This is a genomic window from Ralstonia sp. SA306, assembly GCF_054792405.1.
In genome coordinates, this window is the sequence record NZ_CP096452.1 from 1078937 (window position 1) to 1100094 (window position 21158).

20 protein-coding genes and 1 pseudogene are annotated in these 21158 nt (G+C 61.5%); 7 read left to right on the plus strand and 14 right to left on the minus strand.

Translation table 11 applies throughout. From position 1 onward, the window contains the following. Positions 1–8: 8 nt before the first annotated feature. A complete protein-coding gene (locus M1D44_RS21435; protein WP_316852396.1) occupies positions 9–1493 on the minus strand; it encodes an NAD-dependent succinate-semialdehyde dehydrogenase in 1485 nt (494 codons plus the stop codon). Between the two features lie 1129 nt (positions 1494–2622). Here M1D44_RS21435 and M1D44_RS21440 point away from each other — a divergent pair. The 3 genes from M1D44_RS21440 to M1D44_RS21450 all read left to right on the plus strand — a co-directional run bounded on the left by M1D44_RS21440 (position 2623) and on the right by M1D44_RS21450 (position 6288). Further along, complete coding sequence (locus tag M1D44_RS21440; RefSeq protein ID WP_024978772.1) at positions 2623–3204, plus strand: globin family protein; 582 nt, start codon at positions 2623–2625, stop codon at positions 3202–3204. Further along, positions 3201–3887 (plus strand): hypothetical protein, encoded by a 687-nt coding sequence (locus M1D44_RS21445; protein WP_316852397.1) that lies wholly within the window; start codon positions 3201–3203, stop codon positions 3885–3887. Before M1D44_RS21440 ends, M1D44_RS21445 begins: the two co-directional genes overlap by 4 nt. A gap of 520 nt (positions 3888–4407) precedes the next feature. Continuing rightward, complete coding sequence (locus M1D44_RS21450; protein WP_316852398.1) at positions 4408–6288, plus strand: CocE/NonD family hydrolase; 1881 nt, start codon at positions 4408–4410, stop codon at positions 6286–6288. A gap of 174 nt (positions 6289–6462) precedes the next feature. Here M1D44_RS21450 and M1D44_RS21455 read toward each other — a convergent pair whose 3' ends face one another. The 3 genes from M1D44_RS21455 to M1D44_RS21465 form a co-directional block, all read right to left on the minus strand. Further along, positions 6463–8202, minus strand: a complete 1740-nt coding sequence (locus M1D44_RS21455; RefSeq protein ID WP_024978769.1) for a DUF2334 domain-containing protein — start codon at positions 8200–8202, stop codon at positions 6463–6465. An 11-nt stretch (positions 8203–8213) separates the two neighbouring features. Further along, positions 8214–8543 (minus strand): hypothetical protein, encoded by a 330-nt coding sequence (locus tag M1D44_RS21460; RefSeq protein WP_024978768.1) that lies wholly within the window; start codon positions 8541–8543, stop codon positions 8214–8216. Between the two features lie 1128 nt (positions 8544–9671). After that, positions 9672–10256: a fasciclin domain-containing protein gene (locus tag M1D44_RS21465; RefSeq protein WP_024978765.1), complete on the minus strand. Its 585-nt coding sequence runs from the start codon at positions 10254–10256 to the stop codon at positions 9672–9674. Positions 10257–10611: 355 nt separating this feature from the next. Between M1D44_RS21465 and M1D44_RS21470 the strand changes: the two are divergent. Beyond that, positions 10612–11649, plus strand: a pseudogene (locus tag M1D44_RS21470) (PEP/pyruvate-binding domain-containing protein); the annotation flags it as partial. 190 nt (positions 11650–11839) lie between these two features. On the opposite strand, the gene M1D44_RS21475 reads toward M1D44_RS21470, so the two are convergent. The 6 genes from M1D44_RS21475 to M1D44_RS21500 form a co-directional block, all read right to left on the minus strand. Beyond that, positions 11840–12043, minus strand: a complete 204-nt coding sequence (locus M1D44_RS21475) for a YgaP family membrane protein (RefSeq protein ID WP_024978764.1) — start codon at positions 12041–12043, stop codon at positions 11840–11842. 184 nt (positions 12044–12227) lie between these two features. Beyond that, entirely contained in the window at positions 12228–13046 is an 819-nt protein-coding gene (locus tag M1D44_RS21480; RefSeq protein ID WP_316852399.1) for a c-type cytochrome, read from the minus strand. Positions 13047–13101: 55 nt separating this feature from the next. Next, positions 13102–13920: a sulfite exporter TauE/SafE family protein gene (locus M1D44_RS21485; protein ID WP_316852400.1), complete on the minus strand. Its 819-nt coding sequence runs from the start codon at positions 13918–13920 to the stop codon at positions 13102–13104. A gap of 18 nt (positions 13921–13938) precedes the next feature. Further along, positions 13939–14370 carry a DUF6691 family protein gene (locus tag M1D44_RS21490; RefSeq protein WP_112188016.1) on the minus strand — a complete coding sequence of 144 codons (432 nt, stop codon included), beginning with the start codon at positions 14368–14370 and terminating at the stop codon, positions 13939–13941. 1 nt (position 14371) lies between these two features. Next, positions 14372–14806: a YeeE/YedE family protein gene (locus M1D44_RS21495; protein WP_024978760.1), complete on the minus strand. Its 435-nt coding sequence runs from the start codon at positions 14804–14806 to the stop codon at positions 14372–14374. Then, complete coding sequence (locus M1D44_RS21500) at positions 14800–15138, minus strand: ArsR/SmtB family transcription factor (RefSeq protein ID WP_112188020.1); 339 nt, start codon at positions 15136–15138, stop codon at positions 14800–14802. Before M1D44_RS21500 ends, M1D44_RS21495 begins: the two co-directional genes overlap by 7 nt. A gap of 82 nt (positions 15139–15220) precedes the next feature. Here M1D44_RS21500 and M1D44_RS21505 point away from each other — a divergent pair, with 82 nt between their 5' ends. The 3 genes from M1D44_RS21505 to M1D44_RS21515 all read left to right on the plus strand — a co-directional run bounded on the left by M1D44_RS21505 (position 15221) and on the right by M1D44_RS21515 (position 16744). Further along, positions 15221–16081, plus strand: coding sequence for an MBL fold metallo-hydrolase (locus tag M1D44_RS21505; RefSeq protein ID WP_316852401.1), 861 nt, complete (start codon positions 15221–15223; stop codon positions 16079–16081). Positions 16082–16109: 28 nt separating this feature from the next. Beyond that, entirely contained in the window at positions 16110–16328 is a 219-nt protein-coding gene (locus tag M1D44_RS21510) for a sulfurtransferase (protein ID WP_239498079.1), read from the plus strand. Positions 16329–16402: 74 nt separating this feature from the next. Next, entirely contained in the window at positions 16403–16744 is a 342-nt protein-coding gene (locus M1D44_RS21515) for a hypothetical protein (RefSeq protein WP_316852402.1), read from the plus strand. Positions 16745–16851: 107 nt separating this feature from the next. On the opposite strand, the gene M1D44_RS21520 is transcribed toward M1D44_RS21515, so the two are convergent. Genes M1D44_RS21520 through M1D44_RS21535 form a run of 4 tightly spaced genes read right to left on the minus strand, consistent with a single transcriptional unit; the run spans position 16852 to position 21155 of the window. Then, a complete protein-coding gene (locus M1D44_RS21520) occupies positions 16852–18036 on the minus strand; it encodes an acetate/propionate family kinase (protein WP_316852403.1) in 1185 nt (394 codons plus the stop codon). Beyond that, positions 18033–19478, minus strand: a complete 1446-nt coding sequence (locus M1D44_RS21525; RefSeq protein ID WP_316852404.1) for a bifunctional enoyl-CoA hydratase/phosphate acetyltransferase — start codon at positions 19476–19478, stop codon at positions 18033–18035. The genes M1D44_RS21520 and M1D44_RS21525 overlap by 4 nt, the downstream gene beginning before the upstream one ends. 9 nt (positions 19479–19487) lie before the next feature. Next, positions 19488–19994, minus strand: coding sequence for a hypothetical protein (locus M1D44_RS21530; RefSeq protein WP_112188027.1), 507 nt, complete (start codon positions 19992–19994; stop codon positions 19488–19490). Positions 19995–20003: 9 nt separating this feature from the next. After that, entirely contained in the window at positions 20004–21155 is a 1152-nt protein-coding gene (locus M1D44_RS21535) for an ABC transporter permease (RefSeq protein ID WP_051541544.1), read from the minus strand. Positions 21156–21158: the final 3 nt, after the last annotated feature.

Sequence of the window (21158 nt, forward strand, 5' to 3'; positions counted from 1 at the left end):
CGCCGTGCTCAGACCTGCGCGCACAGGTACTTGATTTCCAGGTATTCGTCGATGCCGTATCGCGAGCCCTCGCGGCCGAGGCCGGACTGCTTCACGCCGCCGAACGGGGCCACCTCGTTGGAAATCAGACCGGTGTTCAGGCCCACCATGCCGTACTCCAGTGCTTCACCAACGCGCCAGATGCGTGCGTTGTCGCGGGTGTAGAGATAGGCGGCCAGGCCGTACTCGGTGTCATTGGCCAGCGCAATCGCCTCGGCTTCATCGCGAAAGCGGAACACGGGAGCGACCGGACCGAACAGTTCCTCGCGCGCCACGCGCATGTCTGGCGTGGCGCCGGCAATCACGGTCGGCTCGAAGAACGTGCCGCCCAATGCATGGCCCTTGCCGCCGATGACGACCTTCGCGCCCTTGTCGACGGCATCGTCGATCATGGCTTGCAGGTGTTCGCACGCGGACTTCTGAATCAGCGGCCCCTGTTGCACGCCTGGCTCGACGCCATTGCCGACCTTGAGCTCCGCCACGCGGCGCACCAGCGCCTCGACGAAGCGGTCGTAGATGCCGTCCTGCACCAGGAAGCGGTTGGCGCATACGCAGGTCTGGCCGCTGTTGCGGTATTTCGACGCCATCGCGCCTTCGATGGCGGCATCGAGATCCGCATCGTCGAACACGATGAACGGGGCGTTGCCACCCAGCTCGAGCGACAGCCGCTTGATCGTCGGCGACGACTGGCTCATCAGCACGCGACCAACCTCGGTCGAGCCTGTAAAGGACAGTTTGCGTACGACCGGGCTGGCCGTCAGGACCGCACCGATCTCGCGCGACGGGCCGCACACTATTTGAAGCACGCCGGCAGGAATGCCCGCACGCTCAGCCAGCACTGCCAGCGCAAGCGCGGTCAGCGGCGTCAGGTCGGCCGGCCGCACGATCATCGAGCAGCCCGCGGCAAGGGCTGGTGCCACCTTGCGGGTGATCATCGCCGCCGGGAAATTCCACGGCGTGATGGCCGCGCAAACGCCGACCGGCTGGCGAATGACGAGGATCCGCTTGTCGGTCTGCGGATGCGATGCGACGTCACCGTAGATGCGCTTCGCCTCTTCCGCGAACCACTCGACAAACGACGCCGCGTAAAGGATCTCGCCGCGCGCTTCGGCCAGCGGTTTGCCCTGCTCCGAGGTCATGATCAGAGCCAGGTCGTCGGCGTTGGCAATCATCAGATCGAACCAGGCACGCAGCAGCTTGGCCCGCTCGTGGCTGCTGCGGCGCTGCCACACGGCCTGCGCTTCTGCGGAGGCCGTGATTGCCGATTCAACCTCGGCACCGCTCAGGCTGGCCACGCGGGCCAGGATCTCGCCCGTGGCAGGATTGGTCACTGCAAACGAGCGTCCGCTGGATGCCTCTTGCCATCCCGAGGCCAACCAGGCGCGCGTTTCGAGCAGTGAAGAGTCGCGCAGGCTGTCTTGGAGCACTGCAGTAGCTTGGGTGTCGAGGTTCATTACGTTGAACTGCATATGGAATGGATGACGCTTCGCAGAAAGCATTCGGGCAAGCCATGCCAAGGCTGGCGAACCAGATATCGGTACGCCATGACGACGCGCTGGTACAGGCGCAAAGGACGACAGTCAGTTGCAGCGCCACATGCAAGGAGCCAGCCCCAACGTCTCGGTCCCGACAAACCTCCTATTATTACGTTTTGTCGGCCTATAAAACACGTTGCATCGGCCAAATATTAGCGGCTTAACGGCCTAAACTCAACGCAATAAAGGTTAGGGAAAACACCGACGGAATCAGGCGCAGATGATGTCGAATCGAGTGAGTTGGGCGTGTTGCGGGACATGCAGGCGTGACTGTTCGGGCGCGGGCCTTTGCACGTGCTTGCGCTCCGACAATCGAGGTGGACACCTCGTTGCCGTCTATGTGGGTTTGAACGACTGAAGGAGACGAGAGGCGTTGTTGACGCCCACCAAGGTGGACAGCAGTACGGAATTCGCTAGTAACGTCCCAGGTGTGCAGCGTACGAAGCGGGGGCCTCAAGTCAATCGAGGCCGTCACCAGCGAGCGCGTACCTGCCGTGGCATCAGACTTGCCCAGCGCCACGCCCGGTGAAGCCCCGGTAGGTGCTTTTCACACCCCGGCGTCAAAGCGGCTTCGTGACGCCGCCAATGGGCCTACCCCTAGACTGACCGATTCCATGGTGGAACTGGGGGAGCGGCTCGTCCATCCTATTTGCGCTGATCTTCGCTTGGCCGCCCCGCCCTTATTCCTTTTGCTCACCGCTTTACTTGTTGCGCCGGCCTTAACGGGAAGAAGACGGCAATTTCCGGACAAGTAAAAGTGCGCGCGATTTCTTGCGAATGGCGCGGCATAGCCATTCCGGACTGGGACATTGCACCTAGATTTACATCGCCGCACTGCTCCAACGAAATTCCGTGCATTGATACGGTCCAGTGCGGTTCGATGCAGTCTGCGTGAGCGTGCACCATGTCCGCACATCAAAACTCTGCAGTGGCTCGATCCATCCTGCATCCGATCTCGCATGGCAGACGTATATGACATCAGCGCTGCGCCGGGCTTGAGACAAGCTGCGCAGCGCCCGATCCATACCCTGCCAAAGGAGATTGACCCATGAAGCGAGCACTGCTACTGGTTTTGACGTTGACCACCGCGACGCTGAGCGCATGCGGAGGCGGCGACGATGCGCCCATGTCGATGGCATCGACGGCGTCGACAGCACAATTTCCGCAAAACGCCGACATGTGGGCCGGACTTGGCGGAGATGCAAGTGCACCGGCCGCCGTTTCGAAGGTGGTCGACGACGCGGTGTCCGGTCTGCTCGCAGACCCCAAAGAAGCACCGTACTTTGCCAACATCGGTCAGCCCGGACACGACACGGTGGGGCGTCTCAAGGCTTGCCTGAACCTCCAGTTCAAAGCGTTGTTTGGTGGCCCCTTCAGCTATCCAGGACAAGTCGCGGCAGATGGCACCACCGTCATGTGTGACGACATGGCCACAGCACATTCCGACGTCGGTATCCCTGGCTGTGTGTTCGATCAGTTCATCACCGATGCAGCTGCTGTCATGAAGACCGATGGCGTTCCGGATGCCTACATCTCCCGTGTAGCACCCGTGCTCACTGGCCTCAAGTCGACCATCGTGTCGTCTATGCCTCAGTATCTGGGCCCCAACACCGCCCAGAACTGCCAATGAGCCCGCGCCGCTGGCTGCAGCGCTACACAATGCCCAGTGTTGCAGCGCTGGCGGTTGCGATTGGTCTGGTCGGGGCATTGCACTCGAAGGCGGCTCGCCCTCTGCTCGCGATGCTTGGCGTCCCCTGCCCCGTCGACACCACCACGGCGGAGCAAGTCAGCGTACTGCGTGCCAGCGGCCTGGCGCACCTTCGAACAGACCAGATCGCACCGGCTCGCCCCGTCCCGGGCGGATTCGTACTGGATCGCACGACCGCCGAGGAGGCCGCTCGCTGGGCAGACAAAAATGACATAGCCTGTGATGATGTCAAACACGGCTACCGCTATCTTCGCTGCCGAGGTGTGGACGCCAATAAGCTCGGTCTTGCCGGCCCGCCTGTCAGCGAGTTGTGGCTCAGCTTCGGGCCCAGTGGCCATCTCGTCGGCATAGACGTCTACCGACGCGGTATGAGCGCCGGCGACACAACGGCCGCCTGGGATGGCGCGAGATATGCGCTGCGCAATGCGCTCGGTATGCCGACGTCGACAATGGGTGATCCATCACCAGAGGTATTGAGCGGATCGCCACTGCAGACGGCACGGTTGCAGTACCGATTCTCCGACTACGTGGCGATCGTCACCGCGAGCAACTTGCCTTACGCCGGGCTGGCGGTGCGCGAACAGTACCTGTCGTCCGGTTTTTGATTTCACGTGCTAAACCTTCGGCCTGATGGTCGAAGGTTTTTTTGACCGCGACGGATAACGTGTGGGCCAGTAGATTCGCCGGCCTCCATTAAAGTTACTGCTTCAACACGAACGGCTGATCAGCATCAGCCTGTCACCTGCAATCTCTGCATCGCCCCCGGGCGAATCCACAGCGCCTCACCGGCCTCCCGCAGTCGGGGTTTCCCCGCGCTTGGATGAAAGTTCTTGCCGCCGCTAATCGGGAGAACGGCCACTGTCGCTCGGGTTAACCTGCATCGCGCGCCCCTTTCGATGACAGGCTCTAAAAAACAGCGTGTCTCAAACAGAACGGCGTCAATAGAATCCTCGCAGCCTCGGCATACGTACATAGAAGACACCGATCGAGGCAGGAGGAGACCCCATGCTGCACATCCGCAACGGCTGCCTGGCAGCCAGTCTTTGTTTGCTCGTTGCCGCCTGCGGCGGTGGCGCATCTGATTCATCAACGGCGGGCGCCTCAGGATCCGCGACCTCCTCGGTCGTGGCAACGTCCCCTGTCGCGCAGTCGGCTGCCTGCGATACACCACTGGCACCGAGTGTGGTCAACAACTCGATCGTCGTGCCGGTGCCGTCGGACTTCGACCCGAGCGCGAATCCAACGCCAACCACCCGCGTTTACTTTTCGGTCATGCTGCCCTCGCGCTGTCCTGGCGATCGCTTTCCGGTGGTCCTGCACAGCCATGGCTACGGCGGCAATCGACTGAAAACCCTGGCAGCCAATGGCGATCTGCATCCGGGCGATCCGCATTTCACGTCGATCGACGAACTGGTGCAGGCGCTGCCGTATCACGGCTACGTTGTCATCAGCTACGACGAACGCGGACACGGCGACAGCGTGCCCGCCAATGGCGGCGGCAATGCCCGCATCATCGATCCGCGCGCCGAAGTTCAGGACGCTCGCGCGATCCTGGATTGGGCCTACGACAACGCCGACAGTCTGTACGTGCAGACCGAGCCGCAGACCGGGATACCCAAAGACATCAAGGTCGGCACGATCGGTTACAGCTACGGCGGCGGTTTTCAGATGCCGCTGGCCGCGCTCGACCCACGCATCGACACCATCGTGCCCAACGGCACCTGGTATGACCTGCTATACAGCCTGCTGCCGGGCCAAGGCATGAAGCTCTCCTACGGCGGGCTGCTTTGCCTGCTGGCCAGCACCGCCACGACCGCGAGCCCGGGCGGGCACGGCGTATCGAATACGCCGCTGGTAGCAACGCTGTGCAACACCATCGGCGTGCAGGGGCCGCTAGCCAGCACCGTCCGCACGGAGACAGACCTGTTCAACCTGGCGAGTCTACCGACGGCGTACCCGCGCCCCGTCTCCGGCACTGAGCTGACCCAGTTCTTCTTCGATCATGGCATGGGCTATTTCGAGGCCCAGCAGCGTGCGGGCCTTCCCTGGAACTTTGGCGAAACCCAGGCAGTACTGCGCAAGGTGCCAGCGCTGTTCCTGCAGGGCAACCGCGATGTTCTGTTCAACGTGACAGAGGCCTACATGAACGCGCGGTATTTCGCGTCGACCGGCGCGGATGTGCGCGTGCTGACGACCGAAGGCGGCCATATGAATCCGCTGGCGGGCCAGTCGCAGGGCACCGCCAATTGCGGCGGCGTCGTGGGTGTCGCGTCGATCCTCAGCTGGTTCGACAGACAGTTGAAGGGCGTCGACTCCGACACGTTCAACGCGATCCCCAAGGTTTGCCTCTCGGTGGCGGATACGGTTGGCGCCCCCAATACCCAGCCGGTCGGATTGGAGATGGACCGCATCCCCGTGGGCTCGCTGTCGGGGCCGGGGGCGATTCCCACGAGCGCATCCACGCTGACCGCGTCGGTGCCGCTGGGTGCGGCCGGGCCAGTCTTCGTGCCGATCACGACCATCAGCGGTACCGGGCAGGTACTGGCCGGCGTGCCCCGTATCACCAACCTGGCGGTGACGCGCGGAACGGGTGCGGTTCAGGCGGCGGTGGCTTACGTCGGTGTCGGCATTCAGCGTGCCGGCAAGCTGATCCTGGTGGACGACCAGGTGACGGCGTTTGCAGAAGGCGACCATCAGGATGATCCGGGGCTGAACGCAGGCGCAGTGTTGCTGCCCGCCATTGGAGAGCAGCTTCAGGACGGCGACCAGGTCGGGCTGCTGTTCTATCCGCAGCACGTTCAGTACGCGGCAATCGTCAGCGCGAGCTCGCTGCCCAATGCGACCAACGTCGTCAACTTTGCGCTCGGCACGCAGATCCCTCCGGTGACATCGGCTCTCGACCTGTCGACGGCGGCAGTGCCAAACGTCTATAACGTGTCTGCGACCGACGTGGAGCTGCCGATCCTGGTGCCGGGTGCGTACCCCCGAAGCCGGCTCAGCCAGTGACGGAGCGACCGGTGATCGCCTGGGTGCCGCTGAGCGAGCGCCGCGGGTGGGGCAGCCGGCCCAGCCCTGCCCTCAGCGCTTTGACCTGATGCGGGGTGAGGCAGACGGCGGGCCAATCGAGGGGAAGGCGAGGCGGTGACGTGGTGTCCACCGCCCTGCCAGATGCGTTTGGGGTTATTTGAGTGTGCTTGCATCCACCCACTGGTATCCGAGGCCAGAGATGCCTTTCACCAGGCTTTGGAAATCCTGGAATGCGTTGGACGCAGCCGTACCCGACATGTCGGAGTCCAACCAGAACGGATGGAAGAAGAACGACGCGAAACCATCGCGCACGACCCACGCATATTGGGCATTCAGGTAGATGTCCTGCCAGGTGTACGTCAGGCACGAGAACGGATCGATATTGCAGATGTTGTATTCGATGTTGCCGAGGTTCTCCGGAATGATGCGCTGGCCGTAGTAGTCGGAATAGATCGCGTACGGGAAGAACTGCCCGACCGCGAACGCGTGACTGTTGGCGGTTGAGTTGAGCGTGTACAGATCGCTATTGCTGCAGATGGTATTGGTGTTAGTGACGCTGCTCGTGGTGTTGTTGGTGCACGCGAAGTACACCACGCGCTGGTAGGTCGAGTTGAAGCGCGGCGGTACTGCGGCAATCGACAGCGGCGACGATTCGTAATGAGGGGCCTCCCAGGCGAACGGTGTGTAACCGTTGCTGGTGAACTGCTGGAGGCCCGCGTCCAGTCGCCCGCCCGCCCACTGGAGCGAGTCGTCGTCGGTCGGGGTATTGGCCGTCGCATACCAGAACTCGAAATCATTGCCGCTCACCGCATTGTCGATATTGGGCACGTTCTCGTATTGATGCGTGTAGCCATGCATCATCACCCTGCCCCCGCGCTTGAGCGCATAGTTGATCGCCGATTTCAACCCAGTCGCGTTGGCCAGCGTGATCGTCTCCGGCACGCCGTTGTTGTAATACCCGTTCGGATCGGTGTAGACCGGAATCGTCGCCATCGAGAACGGAATGTGCTTGTTGTACAGATAATCCGTCAGCTTCTTCATCGAGCTTGTACTGGTGTACGCATTCATGTCTTCGAAGCGCACCATGGCCCGGTGGGTGTAGACCGTTGACGGGCTGTCGCCAAGGATGTCGTGCAGCAGATCGCAGAACGCCAGGTAGCGGTCGCGCGGGCCGATGTACGAAAACGGCTGATCGGCGAAGTACCAGAAGTTGCCCGAGCGGACCACGTAGGGCGCCACGGCTCCGGTCTGGCTGTCCGTGATGTTGACCAGCACCTTCGCCTTCGTTGCGTCAGTGACCTGCGTGACGCCGATGTCCGGATCGGCGCTGACCACGCCCGTCGTCGCGTTGAAGTTGTAGTACTTCACCATCGACATGCCCTTGTAAGCCACGGTATCGAAGAACCCCGGGTTCGGATTGCTCGACGACGGATAGACGTTGCCGTTGAAGCCATAGACCTCGTTGAAGGCGATGCCGAATTTCTGGGTGAAGGTTGGATTGGCGTAATCGACCGTGTCCCAGGCCAGCTCCCACAGGTTGTACTTGAACCAGACCACGGTGGAGGTGGTCGACATCACGTCACTCAGGAACGCAGGGGGAATGGTGTTGTTGTAGTAGTCGCCCAGATAGAAGGTGGCCTGGCTGGCCTGCACGGAGCCCGCCGTGTAATTCTGGATCGGGACCAGACTGACTGAGGTATTCCAATGCCCCAGCAGGTTGCGCAGCATGATTGCGTAGGCAAGACCCAGGTTGGTGTAAGGGTCGTTAGGCGGCGCGTCGTACAGTACAAGCACCTTCATCGGCGCCGCAGCCTGGGCAGATGGTATGGATATGGGCCGGAATGCCAGCAGGAGACTGACTGCGAGCATGCATGCCAGGATGAGTTTTTTCATGATCGCCTCCGTCAGTCGACCCAGACAGTGCCGTTCTGGCGATGCACCGACGCCGGAGAGACGATCGTGCCGCCGGTGCTATGGCCGTGCTCTGCTTCGCGCATGAGCGAACGCGGCATGCCTGGAACGATCACGGTCGGCACAGTGGGACGAGGCGGCGGAACCACCTTGCCATTCAGCATATGCGGCGACGCGCTGATGCCGGCATTCTTGGCTGGGCCGGTCGATCCGGTTGTACCGGTCGGCGCAGCAAGGCCTGTAGCCCCCAGCAATCCGATCGTGGCGGTCAGCAGGCCCTTGCGTGCCCATGTCCACGATGGTGTGCAATGTTTGGATGTCATGATTCGTCCCCTTGACGCAACGCGCCGCCCTCACCTTGAAGAAGCGCTCGTCCCGGTTTGCCAAACACTGCTCTGACAACGAGATTCGACGGCCCCCGTGCCATTCCCTCCCGACGCCAGTTGTTGAACAGGTCTCTACCGTCACGTAAATGGCGAACGGCGTTGCGGCCTTACGCAGGCAGCACCACCGCTGGCGCCACCACATCCGTTGAAGGCACAGGATCGTTTCAGGATTGCAGCGGCGTATCGGCCATGATCGCGTGCGGCGGAACGCTGCATCACGACGCTGCGTCGATGGCACCGCCTACCTTGTCGGCCGTCGCTCGCGCGCGCGTCGAAGGCGCCACCGTAATGGCGGTCGTGACGGACTGGCGGGCATTCTGGATGGTTCCGCGGCATGGCGGACGTCTCCGCAACAATGTACTTTGCACGGATGGTGAATCCGCGCAAGAACCACGCCAACGCGGCTAAAGGCGCGAACCACGGCGCATCAGCGCGTTGGGCATGACGCGTCGTCGGGAAACACGCCAGAACTGATTCACGCATGAAACAGGTGGACGTCGTGTTCGTGTCCGGCACTACTGTATCAACGCCAAGCATACTGCCGGAGGCCACCCGCCCGAAGCGCGCCAATGCCCCCTGTTTCTGATGGCTTTGTCCTTGGCATTGCCCTGCTCCAAGACGGACTGCATCGACGCCACATGCTCCATCGGTACAACGGAATCGTGCCCTGCGTACAGACCCAGTTCTGCAGCACGTCTTCTGCTTCGCCTGAACTGCGGAGGATTGTGTAAGCCGACGAATAGAGTTTGGGAGAAGTCAGCGTACAGGGTTCTGCGAACGCCGATTTGCTTCCTTCGCCAGTCTGCTTGAGCAGCTCAATAAGCCGTTCCCGGGCGGCTTCCTGCGGCGCTGATATCGTGCGCGCGGGGCCGGGCGAAGATGCTCCGACAACGTGCATATGATTTTGCGTGCCCGGGTTACCCATGACGGGATGCGGCAAAAGCATATCTACCGCGTCCTTCCGGCAATGAACATCTTGCGCGTAGCGAAATGAGATGACATTGCCTTCCTCCCGTCATAGTTCGAGCGCGCAAGGGCACGCGCCCTTGCGCTGCACGGGAAGGATTACGGCATCAATACCTTGTCCACGACGTGAATCACGCCGTTCGACTGGTACACGTTGCCGATCGTTACAACGGCGACGCCACCCTTGTCGTCGGTGACGGTCAAACGGTCGCCCTTCTGCATGACGGTGAGCGGATCACCCTCGACGGTTTTGAGCATCGCCTTGCCGCCGCCATCGGCGACAGCCTTCATAAGGTCTTGTGCCGTGAGCCGGCCGGGCACCACGTGATAGGTCAACACCTTGACCAAGGTCGGCTTGCTTTCAGGCTTGAGCAACTGATCGACGGTGCCGGAGGGCAGCGCAGCAAAGGCTTCGTTGGTTGGTGCGAACACGGTGAATGGCCCCGTCCCAGACAGTGTTTCGACCAAGCCACCTGCCTTCACGGCAGCAACAAGAGTGGTGTGATCCTTCGAATTGACCGCATTTTGAATAATGTTCTTGGACGGATACATCGGAGCGCCGCCCACCATGGTGGTGGCTTCGCCATCGCCCATTGCGGCCGTCGCTACGGACGCATAGCCGCCAGAAATGATTGCGAAAGAAAGCAGAACACCAAACAACTTTGCCAGTTGATACCGTTTCATCGTTGACCTCTATCGTGGCGCTTCGCAACGTGGAAGCAATCAATATACGAAGACAAGTGGCTGTCGGATGCACGGTCGGATCGCGCAACAACGCAGTAGCAACCCACAAGATTGAGTTGGCTTTGCATCAGAAAAGTCTGTACCTCCAGACCCAAGAGTTGCGATCGCTCATCCAACCGAGCCTCGCTGGTGAGATGGGAAGGTAGCTACTGTTCGCTCTTTCGTTTTGTACTGATTTTTCCTTGCGACCCGGGTGCGCGTTAATTTTGCGCACGGATTTACTTCCAAGTCATGACGGCATAGCGGAGACAGAAGTTGCTCTACAAAGAGAGTCAGCGCATTTCTTACTGAATGGCTTGCATACCATGAACTGAACCGCCGGCTGGGACAGGTCGACGTGGACGTTGCCGTGCGATCAAGCGCGACGGCCGAGGATCTGCCGGGGGCGAGCTTTGCCGGGCAGCAGGAAACCTATCTCAACATCCGGGGCGAACGTGCCCTGCTCGACACCTGCCGCCGCTGCTACGCGTCGCTGTTCACAGACCGCGCAATCAGTTACCGCCAAGCGAAGGGCATCGACCATTCCAAGGTCGCACTGTCGGTCGGCGTGCGGCGGATGGTGAGATCCGACCTGGGCGGCGCCGGTGTCATGTTCACCATCGATACCGAGACGGGCTTTGACAAGTCTGTCCTGATCAATGCGGCCTGGGAGCTTGGCGAAAACGTCGTCCAGGGCAAGGTGGCCCCCGACGAATACGAGGTCTTCAAGCCGCTGCTGTCTGAGCCGTCGTTGTTGCCGATCGTTGGAAAGAAGCTGGGCGGCAAAGGTCTCAAAATGATCTACGCAAACGACGGCGGCCACCCGACGAAGAACGTCCCGACATCAAAAACCGAGCGTGCGGCGTTCGTCCTGAGCGATAAGGAGATCCTGATCTTGTCGCGATGGGCCTGTGTGATCGAGCAGCACTATGAAGTGATGGCGCAGAACGGCATCCGGCGCGGCGAAGCCAGCCTCAAAATTTATGTGATGTGCGAGATTCCATCGAACGTGATTCTGGCGAAGGCTTTCGCGCAACGCTTCGACGGCTTCTCGATTGGCAGCAACGATCTGACGCAGCTGACGCTGGGCGTTGACCGCGACTCGGCAGATCTCGCGGAGCCTTTCGATGAGCAGGACGATGCCGTCAAGTGGATGATCCAAAGCGTCATCGCGAAGGCACATGAGGCCGGCGCCCACGTCGGTTTGTGTGGCCAAGCACCCAGTGACCACCCCGAATTTGCCGCCTTCCTTGTCGAGTGCGGCATTGACTCCATATCGGTGAGCCCGGACAGCTTCATCGCGATCAAACGCACTGTGGCGGCGGCCGAAAGCGCTGCACGGAAAACCGCGTAATACGGGCACTAAGCGGGCGCACTCACAACGCGCCTTCTCATCCGTTCCGAAGTCACCTCAAATTCCGGCGCATTCACCGGCCGATCGCACACCTGCGGTGTCCCAGCAAATAATTGGTTGATCAATAGCGCTTCCTGATGTGGCACGGTTGTGCCCAGATGGGCTTCGTCCGGGCACGGCCGGTGCGTTTCTACTTTGCATCCGCCTTCGGCGCTGCGCACGTTTTCACGCCCAGAATGCTGTAGGCGGGGCATACGCGCACGATACCTGTCAGCAGTGGCACGATGCCAATCCAGCCCCAGGCGCCCACGCGCCCTGTCGCGGCCAGACCGATCAAAACCAGCCCGACAACAATTCGAATAACGCGGTCGATCGTTCCAACATTTGCTTGCATGGCGGACTCCTTGATTCGATGAGGATTGCACAGGCTTTTCACCAAGGCTGAACGTTGCTGTGCAATCCGTTCAGAGGCTGGGCGACTCATATGCGCCTTGGGAAAATTCTTAACGCAAGTCAAAAGCCGGGTCATGATGTAGCGCAACACTTTGCTAAGTGGTCCGTCGCCCGGCCGCCCGGCGCTAGCGTGCGTCCTTCGGCCTGTCACCTTTGGGCCAATCGTTGACGCGTGGCGCGTAGTCTGGGCGGGGTTGCTGGGTAAAGAACGCGGCGACATCCACAGCATCCTGCGCAGACAGCGTGCCGCCCTGACCAAGCGGCATGTTGTGCTTCACGAACGCAGCAGCGGTGTACATCCGGGCCATCCCTGCCCCCACGTTGAACGAGTCCTTGCCCCACAGTGGCGGGAATATGTAGCCGCCTTGCGGATTTGGGGTGCCCTGCCCCTCAGCACCGTGGCAGGACGCGCACTGTGCTGCGTAGACTGATTTGCCGTGCTCACGGTTTGGAACGAGCGAGGTGTCAATCTTCTCGAAACCTCGGCCAGCCACATTGGTGCCGGTGGGCACGCCTGTGGACAGCCACTTCATATAGGCCATGATGGCGTTCATCTCTGCCGAGTCGAAGGGCAGCGGTTTGCCGTTCATCGAGCGCTGGAAGCAGTCGTTGATGCGCTCCTGCAGCGAGATGATTTTGCCGCTGCGGGACCGGTATTCCGGAAAGGCTCCTGTGAGCCCGACCCAAGGCGATGCGTAGGCCGTCGTCCCGCCATTCAGATGGCAACTCGTACAGTTCAGGCCGTTGCCCACGTTTCGGGGCAACAGTTTGTGGGTATCCGTCAGCAGCTCCTTTCCGCGCTTGATGGCGTCCCCCATGGCCCCCTGCGGGATCGAAGACTCCTCAGGCACGTGCATCGGGACGGTCTGAGGTTGCGATAGCGCAGGCATGCTGGTTGCCGCCAAAAGCGCCACTACCAGGGTGTGCGACTTGACTGAGTTCAAGAGTGTCTCCTTTGTATGAGGCGTACCTTTTTCGGGTACGTTCGTGTGTTTGGCATTACGCTGCCAGTGCGACCTTCGCCACCATCCCGATGGCAATGAGACCCGCGATAAACGCGAAGCCCTGCTGCAGCCTGTGGCCGCTCAACTGACCGGCCACGACCCGCCCACCCAGCATGGCAAGCATGGCGCCTGCGGCAAAAGGCACGCCGATCTGCCAGTTCATTCGCCCCGACAAGGCAGTTGTGATGACGCCTGAGGCAGACACCAAGGTAATGACTGCCAGAGAGGTCGCGACGATGGAATGCACCGGGGCGTTGGTGGCTTTCTTGAGCGCCGGAACGATGACGAAGCCCCCACCCACCCCCAGCAGGCCCGAGAGAAAGCCAGCGCCAATGCCCGAAAGCGCGAGCGCGCGGGTGCAGGAAGCCGTCCAGACAAAGCGGCCGGTCTGGTTATCCAGTTGACACGGTTGCGAGTGCTGCTCGGTTTCCGCTCTGTGGGGCGCACTCGCGCTAGCCTGCTTGAACATGCGCAGCGCAACAAAGGCCAGCACGGCAGCGAAGAGCAGGGTCAGCGGTCCGTTCGGAAGACGGTGCGCGAGCCACAAGCCTGCGGGTGAGAAGACCGTACCGGCCAATGCCATCAGCGTGGCGGCGCGGTAGCGCACGATGCCCGCCCGCAGTCCAATGGCGGCCCCCACGGCCGCAGACAGGCCCACGGCAAGCAGGGCGACCGGCGCGGCCTCTGCAACATTGAGGCGCAGGACGAACAGCAGAAGCGGAACCGCGAGGATCGCGCCACCTGCACCAGTCAACGCCAGGATGAGGCCGACCACAGCGCCAAGTGCAGCGCTGCTTACAACGATGTTTTCCATTGACTCCCCGTAGCCTGCTTATGCGTGTTGTGCGCTGGATTTCATTCGCTCAAAGACCTCGAAGACAACCATGCCAGCCACCATGGCGGCTACGAAGCCAATCGCTTTCGGATAGCCCGCACCCAGGGCCACGAGCGCGGGGCCCGGGCAGAAGCCTGCCAAGCCCCAGCCGATACCAAACGCGGCGCTGCCCAACACCAGCCGCAGTGTCACGACCGTGCTTGCTGGCAACTGCATGGACATTCCGAGGAACGAACGCTTGCGGCGTTTGGCAATGAAGAACGCGAGTGAGCCAACGGCAATCGCGCCGACCATCACGAAGGCAAGAGAAGGGTCCCACCGGCCTGCCAGGTCGAGAAAGCCCTGCACCTTGGCCGGATTGGCCATCCCGGAAATCATTAAGCCCATGCCGAAAAGCAGGCCGGCGAGCAATGCGGTAATGGCAGCCATGTCAGCCTCCAATCAGATGTCGTTGCACGAAGACGGTCAGGAAGCCAGCCGCCATGAAGGTCGAGGTCGCAACCAGGGAGCGAACGGAGCCGCGCGAGATACCGCACACCCCGTGGCCGCTTGTGCAGCCGCTGGCGTAGCGCGTGCCCAGGCCCACCAGAAAGCCGGCGACCAGGATTTCGCTCCAGCCGGCCTGGATATCTGCAACGGGCGCCCTGCCGAGCACAGTCGCAATGACCGGGGCACCGACCAGACCGGCAAGAAAGGCCACGCGCCAGACCACGTCAGTGCGTGGCAGGCTCAATAACCCGCCCAGGATGCCGCTGATGCCTGCGATACGGCCGTTGAACAGCACCAGCACGGCCGCCGCCGCACCGATGATCAGTCCGCCGCCCAGCGACAGGCCAGGCGTGAAGTTTGTGATGTCAATCAGCATGTTTTTTCCCCTTTGCCGTCGGCGCAGAACTGTTCGTAAAGGACAGTCATGACTGCGAGCGCCGGCCCACTTTCGATCGAATAAAAGATGTTCTTCCCATCACGACGTGACACCACCAAGCCGTTCTCGCGCAGGATGCCCAGCTGTTGCGACAGCGTCGGCTGCCGGATGCCCAGCCGCTCCTCCAGTGCGCCCACGGACAGCTCCTCTTGCGACAACTGGCACATCAGCAGCAGTCGGTCAGGATTGGCGAGCAGCTTGAGTAAGGCGCAAGCGTTCGACGCGGCGGCTTGCATGCTGACGAGGTCGATAGCAGCTTGATCGTTGTCCATATGTGCTTTCGGTTTCCATGCGTATAGTATATAAAAAAATATATTATTTTCCAGTAGATTGATGTGCGGCATAGGAGGCCCCATGCAACCGATTGTTCAGCCATTCTTTGACCCGGCAACCTGGACAGTGACCTACGTGGTTCATCAGGAAGCGCGCTCCGAGTGCGCGATCATCGACTCGGTCCTGGATTACGACCCAAAGTCGGGCCGGACGTCGACGGCCAGCGCCGACCGGGTCATCGCGTTTGTGCGCGAGCGTGCGTTGCGCGTCGAATGGATTCTTGAGACGCATGCACACGCAGACCACCTTTCCGCCGCGCCCTATCTCAAGCGTCATCTGGGTGGCCGCATCGGCATCGGTCAACACATCCGACAGGTGCAGGGCGTGTTCAAAGAACTCTTCAACCTGGAAGCGGAGTTCCGGCCAGACGGGTCACAGTTCGACCATCTGTTTGAAGACGGCGAGACGTTCGCCATCGGCGGGCTGACCGGCAAGGCGATTCACGTGCCAGGCCACACACCTGCCGATATGGCGTACCAATTCGAGGATGTGGTTTTCGTGGGCGATACGCTGTTCATGCCGGACGTTGGCACCGCGCGCTGTGACTTCCCGGGTGGCAATGCACACGAGCTGTTTCATTCCATCCGTAAGCTGCTGGACTTGCCAGACGAGACCCGGCTCTTCATGTGTCACGACTATCCGCCAGAAGGACGGGGTCCGGCCTGGGAAACTACGGTGCGTGACGAACGCAATCGCAATATCCATGTGCACGACGGCGTGACCGAGGCACAGTTTGTCGCCATGCGGCAGGCCCGCGATGCGACGCTGGCGATGCCGACGCTGATTCTGCCTTCAGTGCAGGTCAACATCCGCGCAGGAGAGCTGCCCCCGCCCGAAGAGAACGGCGTTCGCTACCTGAAAATCCCGCTTAACGCCCTCTGAGGCCACATCGCGCACGCCCACTGGGCAGATGTTCAAGTCACCGGCAGAGATTCTTGCCGATTGCGCGACGGTCGGAATTCGCCAGGAAACCCCCGTCATTGTCTTCTGCTTCAAAGGCGCGCGCGCATCCACAACGTTCGTCGCGCTGGAGGAAGCCGGCATCAAGAACGTGCGGCTATATCTCGGTTCCTGGAACGAGTGGTCCCGGGACCCTTCCCTTCCGATCGAAGAAGGATTGCCCTACTGAGGGCTATCGCCATCGCACGCCACCTCAATCAGATTGGCCTTCATATTTCGCTTCAGGAGATACGTGAGGAAGAAATGGACAAGGCTCGCCAGACCCAGGATCCGAAAGAGCGCCAGAAACTGCTCGATGAACATTGGGCAACAACGCAGAGCACGATGGGCATGATGCGCGAGTTGCGGGGGCCCGGGATGATGGGTGGCCCTGGAATGATGGGCGGGCCCGGCATGCACGGTGGTCACATGATGGGCGGTGGCCCGATGATGGGGTGGCGGGGGATGGGAGGCTACTACTCGCGGCTCACACCCGAGCAGATGAAGGAACACCAATACATGTCGGACCAGTACATGGACCTCCACTATCAGATGATGGAGCAGATGATGCTGAACCATCAGATGTGGAGGCAGACGCCACGGTAATGCCAATTTCTGCAAGCTCGTGTCCACCAAGCGAGGTGGACATGGGGCAGTGCAGCACACTGTGCATAACTGCCTGCCAGCCCGATCAACGATCGTGCAAGGAAGGCTTATGGCCGTAGATTGCACTGCACCGCATGCCGAGCTGCCACCCACTCCTCATTTGTAGGCTCGACCGCCACGCGAATCCGGCTCGCTGAACTGGAAATGATCGCCGCATGCGCCTGGTTGGCCTCGTCATCTAGGTCGGCGCCCAAATAGCCAAGTGCGCCCACAACGCGTTCGCGAAGTACAGCGTTGTGTTCGCCAATACCCGCCGTGAAGACCAAGAAATCCAGGCCGCCCAGCACGGCCACCAGGGCGCCGATCTCACGGACGATCCGGCGCACGTAGAGCGCGAGCGCTGCCTGCGCGCGCGGGTTGTCGGCCTCGCACGCAATCAGCTCGCGCGGGTCGGAAGACAGCCCCGACACCCCAAGCAGACCCGATTCGTGATACAGCACGTGCCCGACTTGTGCGGGGGAAAGATGCTCCGTCTCCATCATGTAGAGCACCGCACCCGGATCGAGCGAGCCACATCGCGTCCCCATCATCAGGCCGTCGAGGGCGGAAAACCCCATCGTTGTGGCCACGCTCTTCAGGCCGTGCATCGCACACAGGCTGGCGCCGCTGCCCAAGTGCGCGACGATGCCTCGCCCCAGGGCTATATCGCCATGCCGTTCCAGCAAAGCGATCGACATGTACTCGTACGACAACCCGTGAAAGCCATAACGGCGCAGACCGCGCTCCCATGCCGTGTACGGCAGCGGCAGCATCGTCTCAACCTGCGGCAGCGTGCGGTGGAACGCGGTATCGAAGCACGCGACTTGCGGCACATCGGGCAAGTCCGCCAACAGCGCCTCGATGGCCTCCAGCGCAAACGGCTGATGCAGGGGCGCCAGCGGAATGTAGCTCCGTAGATCGGAAAGCACCTCCGAGTTCACGCGTACCGGCGCGAAATATTTGGAGCCGCCATGCACCACCCGATGCGCCACGGCCATCAGCCGGCGGCCGTCCAGCCTGTGCTCGACACGCTGGCGAATGTGCATGAGTGCGGCGTGATAGGGCTGCGAACTGTCAAGCGCTAGCGCTTGTGTTGGCGCGCCAGCCTCTGTCGCCAGAGGGTGCTCGGTGCCGATCCCCTCCACTTTCCCGCTCCACATGGGTGTGCGCGGCAATGGATCCAGGGTGGCATCGAACAACGCAAACTTGATGCTCGACGAGCCGCAATTCAGTACGACGATGCAATCGTTCATGGCGGTAGGTTGCGGTAGCGGTGAGCCAGCAAGGTGGCAACGGCACACGACGCGATGCGTGATTCGCGCGAGTCGGCACGGCTGGTCAACACAATGGGCACGCGGGCGCCGAGCACGATGCCTGCGCTGGCAGCGCCGCCCAGGTATTCCAACTGTTTGGCGAGCATGTTGCCGCTTTCCAGATCGGGCACCACCAGCACATCGGCCTGCCCTGCGACTTCCGAAACAATGCCCTTGATACGCGCCGCAGCCGCAGATACCGCATTGTCGAAAGCCAGCGGCCCGTCCAGCACACCGCCCTCGATCTGACCGCGGTCCGCCATCTTGCATAGTGCGGCCGCATCAAGCGTGGCGGGCATGCGCGGGTTCACGGTCTCGACCGCCGCAAGGATCGCCACACGAGGCCGTTCAACGCCAATCGCATGCGCCAGATCGATGGCGTTGCGGACGATGTCCGCCTTTTGATCCAGGGTCGGCGCAATGTTGATGGCCGCATCCGTCACGATAAACGGGCGCGGATACGCTGGCGATTGCATCAAGAAGCAATGGCTGATCCGACGTTTGGTACGCAGCCCAGCCTCCTCGCGCACCACTGCCGCCATCAACTCGTCGGTATGCAGACTGCCCTTCATCAGCGCCTCTGCCCTGCCCTGCGTCACAAGCTCCACTGCGCGGGTTGCAGCGGCACTGCTGTGCGGCACGTCTTCGATCTCAATGCCACTGAGGTCAAGGCCAGCCTCGGCGGCTACGCGCATCAGCTTGGCATACGGCGCGACGAGGCATGGCACGATCAGCCCCTCAGCGTGCGCGTCCATCACGGCAGACAGGCTCAGCGCATCACACGGGTGGACGATGGCCATACGGATCGCACCAAGAGGCCGCACATGGTCGAGCAGCCGGTGAATGCCATCACTGCCGGTGGTGATACGCACATCCGGCAGCGTGGTACGCGGACGCTCGATCCGCTCGGTGGGCGCGATGACCTCGGCCTCGCCCGTGATGGCCACCGTGCCGCTGTCGTTTGTGCAACTGCATGCCAGCTTGATCCGCTTTCTTTCCTCCTCCTTGCTGACCACCGTCACGCGGATGGTCAAGGTGTCGCCAATGCGCACCGGCGCGAGAAACTGCAGCGTCTGACCAAGGTAGATCGTTCCCGGCCCCGGCAAACGCGTGCCAAGCAAAGCGGAAATAAGCGCTCCGCCCAGCATGCCGTGGGCAATCACACCATGAAAACGCGTGGACGCCGCAAACTCCGGGTCCAGGTGCTGCGGGTTGACGTCCCCCGATAGCACGGCAAAGAGTTGGATGTCCTCCGCCGTGAGCGTGCGCAGGATGGCAGCCGTGTCGCCAATGGCAATTTCGTCAAAGGTGCGATTGCGCACAACACTCAGATCACCGACTGGCAGCAAGGCCGGCGGTGCAGACAAATGATCGGGGCCCATGTGTGCTCGTCAGGAAGCTTGATGGAGTTGACCGTTGCCCTTGCCGGGCGCACGGACAGGAGTTGACCGCTCAGGTCCGGAGGGGAGCAATGCGTCGCCCGGCATGCCCCACGCCGACAGCATGCCCTGCAGCGCCGTATTGACCGGCATGGCATTGCCTGCCGTGCTCAATGCCCTTACAGAAGCCTGCTGCCATTCCAGCATGACGCCCTGGTAATCCGCCACGAAGCTCGATTGGTTAGAGATGGCCGTCTGCACCACCCCCTGCAGCACATTCATGCCGCGCTGGCTGGCCTGCCAGAATGCGTTGGGCAGCAGTGCTGCAAAGGCGTTCCAGTCTCCGACGCGTTGCAGATCCTCCAGCGCGGACTCTGTGCGGGCGACGTCTTGGGCCAGCAGCTCAGCACCCAATTCATACCACCGCTGCCGTGTTGCCTTGAGCAGACCCAACGTCTGCAGTGCGAACTTGACTTGCGCCTTTTGGAGCGCGAGAGGAACGTTGGCGGGTGTATCCATGTTGGCTCCTTAAACCATCTGGCTGATGGTTTGGCGAAAGCGCGTCAATGATGCGAGAAACAGCACGGTGCCGATTACGCAGATGGCCAGACACTGCGGCCACACGACCTCGAGCCCCGCACCCCGATAGAGAATGGCTTGCGACGCCGACACAAAATGCGTGGTCGGCGCGGCGAACATAATGTCCTGGACCACGCTGGGCATGCTCTCTCGCGGGGTGGTACCGCCCGAGAGCAACTGCAGCGGCAGCAGCACCAGAACCAATAGCATGCCGAACTGCGGCATGGACCGCGCCACCGTCGCAAGAAAAATCCCCATGGACGTCGTGGCAAACAGATGCAGCGTAGCCACCAGCATGAACAGCAGGATCGAGCCCTCGATCGGTACATGCAGCGCGCCCTGCACCACGCACACCAATGCAACGAGCGCGGCCAGCACCACCACCAGCCCCATCGACCAGACCTTGGACACCATGATCTCGAATGGCGTGACAGGCATCACCAGCAGGTGCTCGATCGTGCCGTGCTCGCGTTCGCGGATGAGCGCGGCTCCGGTCAGGATGATCGAGAGCATGGTCACGTTGTTGATGATCTCCATCAACGAGCCGAACCACGTCTGCTCCAGGTTCGGGTTGAAGCGGGTGCGCAGCACCAAGTCGACCGGCGTGGCGGGCGCGGCGCGGTGGCGCTGCAGGAAGGTATTCACCTCGCCCGAGACGATCTGCTGGATGTAGCCGTTGCCGGTAAAGGCCTGGCTCATGCGCGTGGCGTCGATGTTGAGCTGAATGGACGGTGCGCGGCCCGCCAGCACATCGCGCTGGAAGTTGGGCGGGATGTCGAGCACGAACGTGTAACGGCCGCTGTCCATGCCTGGGTCCACCTCCGTGAGCGGAATCAGCGCCGGCGTTCGGAAATGCGGTGGATAGAAGCTCGAGACAATGCGCGCCGACAGCGGTGAGCTGTCTTCATCGACGATGGCGATCGAGGCATTGTGCAGGCTTGCCGGCATGGCAGTAGCCGCCACGTAGATCGACACTGTGAAGGTATAGACGATCAGCACCAGCATCATCGGGTCGCGCACCAGGCTTCGTAATTCCTTGATGCCAAGACGGAAGATGTTGTTCAGGCGAGCGGTGCGGCGATCGATCGGAAGGCTCGGCATGAT